Consider the following 13,830-nt stretch of genomic DNA (forward strand, 5'->3'; position numbering starts at 1 on the left):
GCCGTCAGTCCGCCTTCGCCTGCCAGTCGCGGACCGTGTCGGCGCCGACGCCGTCGACGTCGGCGGCGAGGTCGTCCGGGTCAGCCGACTTGAGCTCGTCGACGCCGTCGACGCCCGCGTCCTTCAGCTTCGCGGCGGTCTTCTCGCCGATCCCCTCGACCGCCTGAAGCTCCGATCCCTCCTGCCGGGCCGTGAACTCGCGGTAGTTACAGATCGGACAGCCCAGCTCCCACGGGTCGTCGCCGGAGTGGACGCGGAGGTGCGGGAGTTCGTGTTCCTCGCAGGTCTCGTCGGTGATCTCGATCTCGCCGCGGCGAGGGAGCGGCAGCGAGTAGTCGCAGTCGGGGTAGCGCGTACAGCCGACGAGCCGGGAGCCGGAGCGGAGCCGCTTGATCGCCAGCTCTCCCCCGTGTTCCTCTCCGCACTCCGGACAGACGCCGATCACCTCGTCCTCCTGCTCGTCGGCCTCGTCGGCCTTACACTGCGGGCAGCCGTGGACGAACGTCTTCCGGCCGGCGAGCATCTTCACGTGGCGGAGCCCGTGGTCCTCGCAGGTCTCGTCGAGGATGAGCGGCTTCCCGGTCGAGGGGAGCGGCAGGGTGTACTCGCAGTCGGGATACCCGTCGCAGCCGACGAAGTACGACCCCTGCCGCGACTTCCGGACGAGGAGGTCCGAGCCGCACTCCGGGCACGGGCCGAGCGTCTTGTCCGCCTTCAGCGAGTTCTGGAGGTGGTCGCCGACCGCCTCGCGCGACTCCGTGAGGTCGTCGAACACGCGCGAGAGCAGCTCGCGGGAGGCCTCGGTCACGTCCTCGTACTCCTTCTCACCGGCCGCGATGGCCGCCATGTCCTGTTCGAGCTGGGCGGTCATCTCCTCGCTCACGATCCGGTCGGCGAACTCCTCGGCGGCCTCGACGACCGCCTCCGCGAGCCGCGTCGGTCGCGGCGGGTCGCTCTCGACGTAGTTGCGGTCGTACAGCTTCTCGATCGTGCGGTGGCGGGTCGCCTTCGTCCCCAGCTGGCGCTTCTCCATCTCCTCGATGAGCCGCGACTGGCCGTAGCGGCGGGGCGGTTGGGTCTCCTTCCCCTCGGTAACCCGGTCCGACAGCGACAGCGTCTCGCCGACCTCGACGTCCGGGACGATCCGCTCGTCGCTGGAGCGGTAGGGGTACACCTCGTGGTAGCCGGCCTCCAGCAGCCGCTTGCCGTTGGCCTTCAGCCGCAGGCCGCCGTCCGCGACGAGGTCGGCGGGCTTCGCCGCATCGTCCGGATTCCGGAGGGCGGCGAGTCCGTCGGCGCCCTCGGCGATCGGCGTCGCGTCGCCGTTCGCGAGCGCGACCACGCGCAGGCGCTCCCAGGTGGCCGGGTCGGCGCAGGTGGCGAGGAAGCGGCGGACGATAAGCTCGTACACCTTCCACTCGTCGTCGGAGAGGTCGTCGCCGGACGGCAGCTCGCCGGTGGGGTGGATCGGCGGGTGGTCCGTCGTCTCCTCGTCGCCCTCGGTCGGCTCGACCTCGCGGTCCTCGTCGAGCAGGCTCGCGGCGTCCTCGCCGAACGTCGGCGACTCGGCGAGGTCGTCGATCAGCTCCTCCGGCTCCAAGTCGTCCGGGTACACCGTGTTGTCGGTCCGCGGGTAGGTGACGTAGCCGGCGGTGTACAGGTCCTCCGCGAGCGACATGGCGCGCTGCGCCGAGTGGCCGAGCGAGCCCGCCGCGCGGATGAACGCGGTGGTGTTGAACGGCGTCGGCGGGTCGTCGGTCTGGGTCCGTCGCGTCACGTCGTCGACGGTGGCCCCCTCGGCCGCGTCGAGCGCCTCCGTGAGCGTCTCCGCGACCGACTCGTCCCAGACGCGCTCGCGCTCGTTGCCCTCGTCGTTCAGGTAGAAGTAGCGCGCCTCGAAGGGGTCGCCGCCGGACTTCGCCAGCTCGCCCGTCAGCTCCCAGTAGGACTCGGGGTCGAACGCCTGGATCTCGCGCTCGCGGTCGACGATGAGCTTGAGCGTCGGTCCCTGGACCCGGCCGACGGAGATGAAGTCGTCGCCGAGCTGGCGCGCCGAAAGCGAGAGAAACCGGGTGAGCGCCGCGCCCCACGTGAGGTCGATGGTCTGTCGGGCCTCGCCCGCGGCCGCCAGCTCGAAGTCGAGGTCGTCGGGGTTCGCGAACGCCTCCTGACCTCGTTTTCGGTGATCGAGGAGAAGCGCACGCGGTCGACGGGGACGTCCTCGTTCACCTCGCGCACCAGCTCGTACGCCTCCTTCCCGATCAGTTCGCCCTCGCGGTCGTAGTCGGTCGCGATGACGACCCGGGAGGCGTTGCGGGCGAGTCGCCGGAGCGCGGCGACGATTCCCTCCTGCGTCGGCGTCTTGGTGACTGGCGCGTCGATAAGCTCGACCGGCTCGACGTCGCGCCAGTCGTTGTACTCGGCGGGGAAGTCGACGCCGACGACGTGGCCGGAGAGACCGATCGCACCGCTTGCCGCCCCACTCGTAGACGTTGACGTCGTTCATCCGCTCCGCGGTCGCGGACTCGCCGCTCAGGATGTCGGCGATGCGCCGCGCAGCGTTGTCCTTCTCCGTGATTATCAGCTCGGGGCCGCGACTCATTGCGCCGAGATACGCCGCTCCCGGGTCTAAAGCTTTCGCGACGCGAGATTACCGGCAGGCGACGGGTCGAACGGATACCGAAAAGGGGCGCTCCGAGCGCGACCGGTCACCGGGCCGCGTCGTCGGACTCGGCGAGGAACTCCGCGTCTGTGGCCTCGCGGTACGGTTCCGGCGGTTCGTCGTCCGCGTCGAGTTCGCGCCGTGCGAGGTGGTTCTCGAGTTGGCGGCGCTTGTTCCTCCCTTTCCGCTCGCGACCCGATTTCGTGTCTGGCATCGTCACCCGTGTCAACAATACCCACACATATGAATCTTGTGTCGGTGTGGGGACGTATCCGCGAGCGCCGGGAGCAGACGCAGTCGAAGCAGCGCAGCCCGTCGACGGCGGCTGGATATTTAACTGTCGACTGACAGCAGCGACGATCACTTATAAATAAACGATGCGGTGGCGTCGGCGGCGGCAGAGCCGCCGGCTGCAAGAGGCGCGTCGCGCCTCCCTGCGTGCCTCCGAGCGCCCAGCGGGCGCGAGGAGCACGCGCGAGGTCGCCGGCGCTACGCGCCGGCTGCCAGAGGGACCTTCGGTCCCTCGCTGGAGTCAGTCGCCGGAGCGAAGCGACGGCGTCTGACGAGGCTGGGGAGGCGTGAGGCTGCGGTGCTGTGCGGCCGGGGTGGGACTCAAAGGGGCAGCCGCGAGGCGGGCGCAGGCGACGTAAGCACCGCAGGAACGAGCGAAGCGAGTGACGAGGAGCGCAGCGAGCGTGCGCCCGCCTCGCGGCTGGGGCTTTGGAGGTGCTCGTCGTCGATCCGGAGTCGTCTATTTATAGACGACCAACAGCGCACTACTCGGTTACTTATAAATACCCGATTCAGTGAACGTCGTCGACGCCGGACTCGCTCGTCGCTGTCGCTCCGCTCGCCGTGTTGTTCGTCGAAAACGCCAGGAGAGGGATTTGAACCCCCGATCCCGGATGGGAACACGCTTTCCAGGCGTGCGCCTTACCACTCGGCCATCCTGGCTCACGCGGAGATAATCCGGTGCGACTGTTAAGTCCTTCTTTTCGCACGCACCCGGACCTCGGCGAGGTACGTAAGACCGCCCGAGGCGACGGCGACGCCGAGCGCGACGAGCACCAGTCCCCCGAGACCGACCGGCAGCGATCCGGGACCGAGGAGCCGGTACCCCTGCGCGAGCGCGAGGAAGGCGAACCCGCCGACGATCCCCCACAGCGCCGCGGAGCGCGCTCTGGCGCGCGGGGTCGCGGGAGCACCGGGGGCCTCCGCCGATTCCGCTCCGCTATCGGCCATCTACTCGACGACGGCAACCGCCTCGATCTCGACGCCGACGCCCTTCGGGAGCGCGCCCGCCTGAACCGCGGAGCGCGCCGGCGGGGACTCGTCGAAGTAGCCGGCGTACGTCTCGTTCATCTCGTCGAAGTCGTCGATGTCGGCGAGGAACACCGTCGTCTTGAGCACGTCCTCGGGGCCGGCGCCCGCCTCCTCCAGCACCGCGAGGAGGTTGTCGAGCGCCTGCTCGGTCTGGACCGCGATCGGCGCGTCGTCCAGCAGGTCGCCGTCGGGGGTCAGCGGGATCTGCCCGGCCGTGAACACGAGGTCGCCGTCGGTCGTCGCCTGGCTGTACGCGCCCACCGCCGCCGGGGCGTCGTCCGTGTGGATGGTCTCTTTCATGCGGATGCGCCTTCGCCCGGCGGCCTCAAGAGTACTCTGGAGCGGAGCCGCTACGCTCGGGCGACCGCGACCACCGTTAGACACAAGACTTTGGAATGGTAACATGACACGTATGACGGGAGATCAGCTCGTACCGCTCGCGGCGATCTTCGTCGGCGTGGCGGCGATCAACCTCGCGGTGGTGTGGCTGCTCGTCCGACAGCGCCGCGACCCCGCGGAGCTGTTCGGCTCGGTCGCGACCCGGTCGTCGGACGCGGACCGCGACGGGGAGGCGACCGGTGCCGGGTCGACGGTCCCGTTCGACCGCGACGCGGACGCGGATCCGGTGGGCGAGACCGGCGACCGGCGCGATCCGCCGCCGCTCGACGCCGACGGTGAGACCGTCGTCTGCCGACACTGCGGCGCCGAGAACCGGGCGGGCTACCAGTACTGCCGGTGGTGCGTGCGGTCGGGGTTCGTCGACGAGGACGCCGGGGTCACCGCGGGCACCGCGATGGCCGACCGCTCGCTGTGAGCGTTCGGGGCGGAGAGACGAGGCCGCAGACGGAGAAATTCAGGCCGCGTCGATCTGACAGCCGGCCGCGTAGTCGATCCCGTCGATGGTGTCGATGCCGTCGTCGCCGCACACCGGACAGTCCGGGTTGCGCGCGTACGGCACCGTCTCGAAGGAGAGGTCCATCGCGTCGTAAAACAGCATGCGACCGACCAGCGGTTCGCCGGCGTCGATGAGCAGCTTCACCGCCTCCGTCGCCTGAAGGCAGCCGACCGTTCCCGGGAGGACGCCGAGGACGCCCGTGCTGGCGCAGTCCGGCACCGTCCCCGGCTCCGGCGGCTCCGGGAACAGACAGCGGTAGCAGGGACCGTCGGGCGAGAGCGTCGTCACCTGTCCCTCGAACTTGTAGATGGCACCGTGCGAGACGGGAACCTCCTCGATTCGAGCCGCGTCGTTCACCACGTACCGGGTGGCGAAGTTGTCCGAGCAGTCGACGACCACGTCGTAGTCCGAGATTAGTTCGCGGGCGTTGCCCGCGTCGAGCCGGACCTCGTGTCGCTCGACGTCGACGTCGGGGTTGAGTTCGGCGACGAACTCGGCGGCCGAGTCGACCTTCTTGCGCCCCACGTCGTCGTCGCCGTGGATTACCTGTCGCTGGAGGTTCGAGCGCTCGACGACGTCGTCGTCGACGATCCCGATCGTCCCGACGCCCGCGGCCGCGAGGTACTGGATCGCGGGCGACCCGAGTCCGCCCGCGCCCACGACGAGGACGCGGCCGTCGAGCAGTCGCTTCTGCCCCTCGGGACCGACGTCGTCCAGGATGACGTGTCTGGAGTAGCGGTCGAGTTGGGTCGCGTCGAGGGAGAGACTCATACCGATACCTGTGCCGGCGCGGATATAATCGTGTTCCCGGAGCGACAGCGTCGCGGGCGACTCACTCCGTCGACGCCCCCACCGCGTCGGTCATCCAGCAGCCGTCGACGTCGCCGAGGGAGCCGTCCGCGTCCGTCGCGGACGGGGTTGCTCGCGGTCACCGGTGGATCGCCACGTAGACTGTTAGTACGTGACTCGGTCTCATTGCTCTTGCGTCGAGGAGAGACAGAGCGGTCGCTCACCGTGAGAACGGACCACGAGAAAAACGTCGGAACGGTCGAGGGCGCTACTTGCCCTGGCGGTCGTTCGAGGTGACGCTCGGGCGCGTCTTCTCGGTGCCCTTGCCGCGCTTGCGCTGGCCGCGGCCCTTGGTGCCGGCGGAGGTGAGTCCGCGGTACGCGCGGCCCTTGTGGTCGTCCGAGCAGATCCAGTTCAGATCGTCGTCGTTCTCGATCGCGGGGTGAGCGGGGTCCACGAGGATGACCTCGTGCCACTTCTGGGAGCCGTCCTCACCGACCCAGTAGGAGTTGAGCACGCGCAGGTTGCGGTACTTCCGCGAGGCGCGCTCCTCGGCGATGCGCTGGATCGACTTGCGGCGCGAGACGCGGTTGACGCCCTGCCGCTTCGAGCGGCGGCCCGCCTTGAAGCGCTGCTTGCGAGAGCCGCCCTTCCGGACGCTCACGCGGGCGACGATAACGCCCTGTTTTGCCTTGTAGCCCAGTTCGCGGGCCTTGTCCAGCCGGGTGGGGCGCTCGATGCGCTCGATGGCGCCCTGGTCGCGCCACTCCTGTTTGCGCTGCCACTGCAGCTCGGCCAGTTTCCCCTCCTTGGGGGACCGCCACGCCTCCTTGATGTGCGAGTAGAAGCTTCGTGCCATTGTGTGTCCGCGGACGGTTGCGATTCAGCCGCGAGGGGCCACATGTCGTCTCGTCCCGGGGCGCGCGGCGGTCGGCCCGACCGCGGTCCCGGCGGCGAGTGCCCGCTGTGTCCGCACCAGCGAGTTGCCCGAACTACCCGCGGTTCGCCCTTAATCGCTTCGTTCCGCGGGCCGCCTGCGAAGGCGTATCACGCGACGGCCCGCGAGACGGAGGTCGCGGTCGCCGCCCTCGCCGCCGCGCGTCGATCGATTAAAGTCCACTTGTATCGATGAACCCCCAGTGGTACACACCGACGCCGCGCCGGAGGGACGCGGACTCGACGGAGGGGGTGCCCGGTGGGAGACGTGAAACTGATCGTCGTCGGGGGGACGACCGCGACGGCCGCGATCGACGGGATCAGCGCCGCGGGCGCCGATCCGGACCTCCGGGTCCACACGCCGAGCGCCGACCTCGAGATCGTCGAGTCGGGGCGCCCCGCGCCGGACTCGCCCGTGCCGGTGAGTCCGACCGGCTGTCCGACGCCCGCGGTCGTCACCCGCGCGGTCCGCGAGCTGCTCGGTCCCGGGTCGCTCCCGGTCGAGTTCCTCGACGCCGGACTCGGAGCGCCGACCGCGGCCGCCGTCCGCGACGTCGGTGCGGCTCCGGGCGGCGACATCCGTGACCCGGAGCCGGTCCCGGAGGCGGCGGCCGTCTTCGAGCGCGCCCGCGCGATGGCGCCCGAACTCGCCGCAGTCGACGGCGACAGCGGTCCGGACGGCGACGGCGAGGGTGAAGCGGGAGGCGACGCCGAGCTGCTCGTCGCCGAGACGATCCCCGGCGGGACGACGACCGCGCTCGGCGTGTTGACCGCGCTCGGCGAGCGCGCCGCGGTCTCCTCGTCGCTGCCGGCGAACCCGATCGAGCGCAAGCGCCGCGTCGTCGCCGAGGCGCTGGACGCGAGCGGTCTCGAACCGGGCGACGCCGCGGGCGACCCGACCGAGGCGGTCCGGCTGGCCGGCGACCCCGTCCTCGCGGCGGTCGCCGGGCTGATCGCCGGCTGCGCGGACGCCGACATCGACGTCACGCTCGCGGGCGGTACCCAGCTCGCGGCCGCGGCGGCGCTCGCCCGACACGCCGGCGTCGACCGCCCGTTCCCGCTGGCGACCACGTCGCTGGTCGCGGACGACCCCACCGCCGACCTCCCCGCGCTCGCCGCCGACCTCGACCTGCGGCTGGCGGCGGCCGATCCCGGGTTCGACGAGAGCGACAACCCGGCGATGGCGGCGTATGCTCGCGGCGAGGCGAAGGAGGGCGTCGGCATGGGCGGCGCGCTCGCGCTCGCGGAGCGGGCGGGCGTCGCCGACGCCACCGTCCGCGAGCGGATCGCCGCCGTGACCGACCGCCTGCTCGCCGAGTGCCCGGAAGGCGAGGGGAACGCGGGGGGTTCGGCGCCGCACAACGGAGGGGACGCGCGGTGAAGGGCGTCGTCCTCGCCGGGACGGCCTCCGGCGTCGGCAAGACGGTCGCGGCGCTCGCGACGCTGCGCGCGTTCGAGAACGCGGGGCAGACCGTCCAGCCGGCGAAGGCGGGACCGGACTTCATCGACCCGAGCCACCACGCCCGGGTCACCGGTCGCCCGTCGCGGACGCTCGACCCCTGGCTTCAGGGGACCGACGGCCTCCGGCGCAACTACGCCCGCGGCGACGGCGACGTTTGCGTGATCGAGGGGATGATGGGGCTGTACGACGGCAGCGCCGCCAGCACGGCCGGCGTCGCCGCCGCGCTCGACCTCCCGGTCGTCCTCGTCGTCGACGCGAGCGCCGGGATGGAGAGCGTCGCGGCGACCGCGCTCGGCTTCGCGACCTACGCCGACCGGACCGAACACGACCTCGACGTGGCGGGCGTGATCGCCCAGCGGGCGCACGGCGGCCGCCACGAGTCGGGGATCCGCGAGGCGCTCCCCGACTCGCTCGACTACTGCGGGCGGATCCCGCCCCGCGAGGGGCTGGAGATTCCCGACCGACACCTCGGACTCCGGATGGGCGAGGAGGCCCCGATCGACGAGGCGGTGCTCGACGACGCCGCCGAGACCCTCCGAACGGATCGGTTGCTCGATATCGCGCGCGAGCCGACCGCGGGAGCGACGGAGTCGCCCGCAGAGACTGGGGGCCGTGAGGGTCGCGACGACCGTGACGACCGCCCGCGGATCGCCGTCGCCGACGACGCCGCCTTCCGGTTCGTCTACCCGGCGACCCGCGAACGCCTCCGCGAGCGCGCGACCGTGGTCCCCTTCGCGCCCGCGGCCGGCGACGACCTCCCGCCCTGCGACGGCGTCTACCTCCCCGGCGGCTACCCGGAGCTACACGCCGAGGCGCTGGAGGACGGACCGGCGCTCGGGTCGATCGCGGCCGCCGCGGCCGAGGGAACCCCGGTCCTCGGCGAGTGCGGCGGGCTGATGGCGCTCGCGGAGACGCTGACGACCGCCGACGGCGACACCTACGAGATGGCGGGCGCCCTCCCCGCGAGCGTCGAGCGCCGCGACCGGTATCAGGCGCTCGACCACGTCGAACTCCGCGCCCGACGGGACACGCTCACGGCGGGGAGCGGCGACCGGCTCCGCGGCCACGAGTTCCACTACTCCGCGGCCGACGTCGCGTCCGACGCCCGGTTCGCCTTCGACGTGGAGCGCGGGACCGGGATCGACGGCGACCGGGAGGGACTGACCGAACACCGCACCCTCGGAACGTACTGTCACGTCCACGCCGAGAGCGGGGCGTTCGACGCGTTCCTCGACGGGATCCGGTCGTGATCGCGTCGGTTCTCGCGGTCGCACCGACCGCGGCCGCCGCCCTGGTTCCCCCGGTCGTCGCGGCCCTCGCCGCGTCGGCCGTGCTCGTCGTCGCCCTCGCTCTCGACCTGGCCGTCGGCGAGCCGCCGCGCCGGGTCCACCCCGTCGCGCTGTTCGGGGCGGCGGTCGCCCCGCTCGACCGCGACTGGAACCGCCCGGAGGCGGCTGGCGTCGCGATCGCCGCCGTCCTCCCGCTCGCGGCGGCGGTCGCGCTCGGCGGAGTCGTCGCGGTCGCAGGGGTCGCTGCGGCTGCTGTCGGACTCGGTCCCGCCGCCGCGACGGTCGCGACCATTCTCGTCGCCGGCGCGGCGCTGTCGCTGACGGTCAGCCCCCGGATGCTCGCCGCGGTCGCCGGAGAGACCGTCGAACTCACCGAGACCGATCCCGAGGCCGCCCGCGAGACCGCCGTCGCGCTCGTCGGCCGCGACACCGACTCCCTGTCACCGGCCGAGATTCGGAGCGCCGCGGTCGAGAGCGCCGCCGAGAACCTCGCGGACGGCGTGGTCGCCCCGCTGTGCTGGTTCGTCGCGGGCGCGACGGTCGGCGTCGCGCTCCTCGCGCGGCCCGAGCTGTGGGGAGCAGGGGGCGACGCGCTCGCGGCCGGGAGCGCCGGCGGCGTCGGGGGGTCGACCGCGGAGACCGCGTTTACGCTGTCGCTCGGCGTCGCCGCAGCGGGGTGGTCGAAGGCCGTGAACACGCTCGACTCGATGCTCGGCTATCGCTCGAAGCCCGCGGGCCGCGCGAGCGCCCGCCTCGACGACGCCGTCATGTACCTGCCGGCGCGCGCCAGCGCCGTCTGTCTCGCGGTCGCGGCGCGGTCGCCCCGGATCCTTCGCCGCGCGCGACCGCTGGCCCGCGAGCCGTCGTCGCCGAACTCCGGCTGGCCGATGGCGACCGCGGCGGTCGCGCTCGGCGTCCGCCTGGAGAAGCCCGGCGCGTACGTCCTCGACGGCGGAGCCGAACCGCCGACGCCCGCGACAGCCCGCGCCGGGGTTCGACTCGTCCGGGCCGCGGGCGGGGTCGCGGCCGCGGCCGGCGCCGGCTGGCTGCTCGCGCTCGCCACGGTCGTCGGAGACGCCGGGAGCGCGACCGCCGCGCTCGGGGTGGTACCGTGACCGTCGCCGCGCTGCGGGGCGCGCTGGGGTTCCTCACGCGGCTCCCGGTCGGCCGCGACGAGGACGCGTTCGAGGCGTTCGCGGGCGCCCCCTGGACGTTCCCGGTCGTCGGCTACCTCGTCGGCGGGGTCGTCTCTCTCCCGATCGCGGCCGGCGCAACCGGGGTGATACCGGCGCCGACGACGGCGCTCGCGACCGTCTGCGTCGTGTACGGCGCGACCGGCATTACCCACCTCGACGGCGTCGCCGACCTCGGCGACGCGGCAGTCGTCCACGGCGGTCCCGACGACCGGCGCGCGGTCCTCCGGGACTCGGCGCTCGGCGTCGGCGGGACGGCCGCGCTCGCCCTCGCCCTCCTCGGACTCGCGACCGGCGCGCTCGCACTCGTCTCGGCGGCCGGCTCCGGCGGAACGGGCGGCCTCAGTCCGACTGGCGGAGCGGCCGGCGTCGCTCCGACCGACGGGGTCCGAGCGGCGGTCGGACTCGTCGTCGCTGCGGAGGTCGGCGCTCGGACGGCGACCGCCGCGCTCGTCTGCGTCGGCGACGCCGCCCACGAGGGACTCGGTTCCTCGCTGACCGGGCGAGTCGGTCCGTCGGCGCTGCTCCCGGTCGTCGCGCTCGCCGCGCCGGCCGCGCTCGGAGCGTGGTCCCGGCTCCTTCCCGGCGCGGTCGCCCTGCTGACCGCCGCGGCGGTCGGCGTCGCGGTCCGTCGATGGTCGCGTGCGCGCCTCGGCGGGATCAGCGGCGACGTGCTCGGCGCGACGACCGAGATCGCGCGGGTGGCCGCGCTCCACGCGGGGGTGATCGCGTGGACGCTCTCGTGATGTGCGGCGGCCGCGGCACGCGGCTGGGCGGCGATGGCGAGAAGCCGCTCGCGCCGGTCGCCGGGCGGTCGATGGTCGAGCGCGCGCTCGACGCCCTCGCCGCGAGCCGGGTCGAAACCGCGTACGCGGCGGTCTCACCACACACACCGCGGACGCGCAAGCGACTGATCGCGCGGCGGGACGGCGACGGCGGGGACGGGCCGGCGGAGGAGTCGCTCGAACTCGTCGTCGTCGACACGCCGGGCGAGGGGTACGTCGCGGACCTCCGGGCGGCGCTGGCCGCGGGACCGACGGCGCCGACGCTCACCCTCGCGGCCGACCTCCCGCTGCTCGACGGCGCGGCCGTCGACGCGGTGCTCGACGCCCACGCCGCGGCCGACGCCGACGCGCTGGCGGTTCGGGTGCCCGCGGCGCGAAAGCGGGAACTGGGCGCGAGCGCCGACACCGCGACCCGGTATGGCGACGAGGTGGACAGCGACGATTCGGGCGCTGACCGCGTCCCCGCCGGGATCAACGTCGTCGGCGCGCTCGACGGCACGGGCGACGAGGCCGTCCGCGCGACGCGCGACGCGCGCCTCGCCGTCAACGTGAACCGTCCCGGGGACCGCCGGCTGGCCGAGCGGATCCTCGCGGGCGACGGAGACGCCCCGGAACTCCCGAGCGGCGGGATCGACTGGCTCGGTCCGCGTGACGAGGACGCGGCCTCCGAAGGGGGTGCGTCGCCGTGAACCGGGAGCGCGCGGCGGCGTTGGGTCGCGAGCCGCACGGGAGCAGCGACGACCCCGACCTGCTGGATTTCAGCGCGAACACGAACCCCGAGGTCCCCGACGGGGTCGAGCGCGTGTACCGGGCTGCGTTCGAGACGGCGCGGACGTACCCGCCGGAGCCGCCGGCCGCGTTCCGGGCGGCCGCCGCCGACTACGTCGACTGCGACCCGGAGCAGGTCGTGCCGACGCCGGGCGGGCTGGCGGCGATCCGGGCCGCGGTCGCGCTCGCGGTCGACCCGGGCGACACCGCCCTGCTCCCGGCGCCGAGCTTCGGCGAGTACGCCCGCGAGGTCCGGCTTCAGGGGGGCGATCCGGCGTTCGTCGAGGCCGACCGCGTCCTCGACGCCGACCCGAGCGGCCACGCGCTGGCGGTCGTCTGCACGCCGAACAACCCGACCGGAACCGGCTACGACCGGGAGGCTCTGCTCGCGTTCGCGGCGCGCTGTCGCGCGGCCGGGACCGTCCTGCTCGTCGACGAGGCGTTCCTCGGGTTCACCGAACGCGAGTCGCTCGCGGGGACCGACGGGGTCGTTGTCGCGCGGGCGCTCACCAAGCTGTTCGGGCTGCCCGGGATTCGGGCCGGCTTCGCGGTCGCGACGGGCGACCTCGGCGCGGCGCTGCGGGGCGCCCGCCGCGCGTGGAACGTGAGCGCCCCGGCGCTCGCGACCGGCGAGTACTGCCTCCGGCAAGAGGAGTTCGTCAGCGAGACCCGCGACCGCGTCCGGCGGGAGCGAGAACGGATGCGGGCCGCGCTCGCCGAGCGCTACGAGGTGTCGCCCTCCGAGGCGCCGTTCCTCCTCGTCGACGTCGGCGACCGCGACGTCGACCGCGTCGTCGAACGCGCCCGCGACCGGGGCGTCGCGGTCCGGGACGCGCGGTCCTTCCGCGGACTCGACTCGCATGTGCGGGTCGCCGTCCGCCGCCCGGCGGAGAACGACCGACTCCTCGCGGCGCTGGGCGTCGATGCCGACGAAGGCGGGAATCGGGGTGATGGCGCCGATGTTTGACGCGACCGTCAGCGAGGGCGTCCTACGGCTCCGACGGCCGGGGACGCGCTGGCTCTCGACCGGCTGGGACGGCGGACGGTCGCGGGGGGCGGCCGCGTACAACGTCAGCGTTCCCGAGGAGTTCGACCGGACCGACCTCGCGGCCTACCGCGACGAGCGGCTGGCGCGGGCGGGGTTCGCCGCGAACGGCGACGCGGAGGCCGGAAGCAGCCGCCCGGCCGAGACGGCGGCAGTCGACCGCGACGCCCCGCCGACGCTGTTCACGGGCGTCTCGATGGCTCACGCCCGAGGGGCGCGGCTCGGTCCCGTCGTCGTGTACGCGACTGTCGGGCTGTCGAACCCCGCGACGTTGCCGGTGGAGCCGACGGACGCGGCCGAGTCGCGCGAGGCGACGGGGCGTACCGAGGGGCGGCCGGACCCCGGAACGGTAAACCTGATCGTCGGGACGACGCGGTGGCTCGCGCCGGGCGCCGCGGCGAACCTCGTCGCGGTCGCGGCCGAGGCGAAGGCGGCGACGCTGCTCGCGACGGCCGGGGTACCGGGGACGACGAGCGACGCGGTCGTCGTGGCCGACGATCCGGACGGCGAGCCGACCCAGTTCTCCGGCAGCGCCACGGCGGTCGGCGGAGCGGCCCGCGCCTGCGTCCGGGACGCGGTCCGCGCGAGCCTGCGGTCGCGGTACCCGGACGGCGACGTGCCCGCGTCGGCGGGCGACGCCGAACACGGCGTCGTCACCGACGAGCGGGCGGAGGTTTTCGAAT

At 73.3% G+C, this 13,830-nt stretch carries 12 protein-coding genes, 1 tRNA gene and 2 pseudogenes; 8 read left to right on the forward strand and 7 right to left on the reverse strand.

Annotated elements, in window-relative coordinates:
• Positions 1 to 4 precede the first annotated feature (4 nt).
• From ACODNG_RS06590 to ACODNG_RS06610, 5 genes and pseudogenes are all read right to left on the reverse strand, one after another.
• Positions 5 to 2,602: pseudogene (locus tag ACODNG_RS06590) on the reverse strand (DNA topoisomerase I).
• Positions 2,603 to 2,708: 106 nt separating this feature from the next.
• Positions 2,709 to 2,876 carry a hypothetical protein gene (locus ACODNG_RS06595; protein WP_006111840.1) on the reverse strand — a complete coding sequence of 56 codons (168 nt, stop codon included), beginning with the start codon at positions 2,874 to 2,876 and terminating at the stop codon, positions 2,709 to 2,711.
• Between the two features lie 658 nt (positions 2,877 to 3,534).
• Positions 3,535 to 3,616 (reverse strand) — tRNA-Ser (locus ACODNG_RS06600).
• A gap of 27 nt (positions 3,617 to 3,643) precedes the next feature.
• The gene (locus ACODNG_RS06605; RefSeq protein WP_434522925.1) at positions 3,644 to 3,904 is read right to left on the reverse strand and encodes a hypothetical protein; all 261 of its coding nucleotides are present in this window, start codon (positions 3,902 to 3,904) and stop codon (positions 3,644 to 3,646) included.
• Positions 3,905 to 4,285 carry a Rid family detoxifying hydrolase gene (locus ACODNG_RS06610; RefSeq protein ID WP_434522926.1) on the reverse strand — a complete coding sequence of 127 codons (381 nt, stop codon included), beginning with the start codon at positions 4,283 to 4,285 and terminating at the stop codon, positions 3,905 to 3,907.
• Between the two features lie 112 nt (positions 4,286 to 4,397).
• On the opposite strand from ACODNG_RS06610, the gene ACODNG_RS06615 reads away from it, so the two are divergent.
• Positions 4,398 to 4,799, forward strand: coding sequence for a DUF7577 domain-containing protein (locus ACODNG_RS06615; RefSeq protein ID WP_434522927.1), 402 nt, complete (start codon positions 4,398 to 4,400; stop codon positions 4,797 to 4,799).
• A gap of 39 nt (positions 4,800 to 4,838) precedes the next feature.
• Here the strand turns inward: ACODNG_RS06615 and ubaA are convergent, their stop codons facing one another.
• Both ubaA and ACODNG_RS06625 read right to left on the reverse strand, forming a co-directional pair.
• On the reverse strand, positions 4,839 to 5,651 hold the full coding sequence (gene ubaA / locus ACODNG_RS06620; RefSeq protein WP_434522928.1) for an SAMP-activating enzyme E1: 813 nt from the start codon (positions 5,649 to 5,651) through the stop codon (positions 4,839 to 4,841).
• Positions 5,652 to 5,937: 286 nt separating this feature from the next.
• Positions 5,938 to 6,528 (reverse strand): 50S ribosomal protein L15e, encoded by a 591-nt coding sequence (locus tag ACODNG_RS06625; protein ID WP_049931415.1) that lies wholly within the window; start codon positions 6,526 to 6,528, stop codon positions 5,938 to 5,940.
• A 336-nt stretch (positions 6,529 to 6,864) separates the two neighbouring features.
• Here ACODNG_RS06625 and ACODNG_RS06630 point away from each other — a divergent pair, with 336 nt between their 5' ends.
• The 7 genes and pseudogenes from ACODNG_RS06630 to ACODNG_RS06660 all read left to right on the forward strand — a co-directional run.
• Positions 6,865 to 7,986 carry a nicotinate-nucleotide--dimethylbenzimidazole phosphoribosyltransferase gene (locus ACODNG_RS06630; RefSeq protein WP_434522929.1) on the forward strand — a complete coding sequence of 374 codons (1,122 nt, stop codon included), beginning with the start codon at positions 6,865 to 6,867 and terminating at the stop codon, positions 7,984 to 7,986.
• Complete coding sequence (locus ACODNG_RS06635; RefSeq protein ID WP_434522930.1) at positions 7,983 to 9,317, forward strand: cobyrinic acid a,c-diamide synthase; 1,335 nt, start codon at positions 7,983 to 7,985, stop codon at positions 9,315 to 9,317. The genes ACODNG_RS06630 and ACODNG_RS06635 overlap by 4 nt, the downstream gene beginning before the upstream one ends.
• Positions 9,314 to 10,471: a CobD/CbiB family cobalamin biosynthesis protein gene (locus tag ACODNG_RS06640; RefSeq protein WP_434522931.1), complete on the forward strand. Its 1,158-nt coding sequence runs from the start codon at positions 9,314 to 9,316 to the stop codon at positions 10,469 to 10,471. The genes ACODNG_RS06635 and ACODNG_RS06640 overlap by 4 nt, the downstream gene beginning before the upstream one ends.
• Positions 10,468 to 11,295 (forward strand): adenosylcobinamide-GDP ribazoletransferase, encoded by an 828-nt coding sequence (locus ACODNG_RS06645; RefSeq protein ID WP_434522932.1) that lies wholly within the window; start codon positions 10,468 to 10,470, stop codon positions 11,293 to 11,295. Before ACODNG_RS06640 ends, ACODNG_RS06645 begins: the two co-directional genes overlap by 4 nt.
• A complete protein-coding gene (locus tag ACODNG_RS06650; RefSeq protein WP_434523070.1) occupies positions 11,295 to 12,023 on the forward strand; it encodes an NTP transferase domain-containing protein in 729 nt (242 codons plus the stop codon). The genes ACODNG_RS06645 and ACODNG_RS06650 overlap by 1 nt, the downstream gene beginning before the upstream one ends.
• Positions 12,020 to 13,069, forward strand: coding sequence for a threonine-phosphate decarboxylase CobD (gene cobD, locus ACODNG_RS06655; protein ID WP_434522933.1), 1,050 nt, complete (start codon positions 12,020 to 12,022; stop codon positions 13,067 to 13,069). Before ACODNG_RS06650 ends, cobD begins: the two co-directional genes overlap by 4 nt.
• Positions 13,062 to 13,829 (forward strand): annotated as a pseudogene (locus ACODNG_RS06660) (adenosylcobinamide amidohydrolase); the annotation flags it as partial. The gene cobD and the pseudogene ACODNG_RS06660, both read left to right, overlap by 8 nt.
• Position 13,830 lies beyond the last annotated feature (1 nt).

Source organism: Halorubrum sp. AS12 (assembly GCF_051122765.1).
Taxonomy (GTDB): domain Archaea; phylum Halobacteriota; class Halobacteria; order Halobacteriales; family Haloferacaceae; genus Halorubrum; species Halorubrum trapanicum.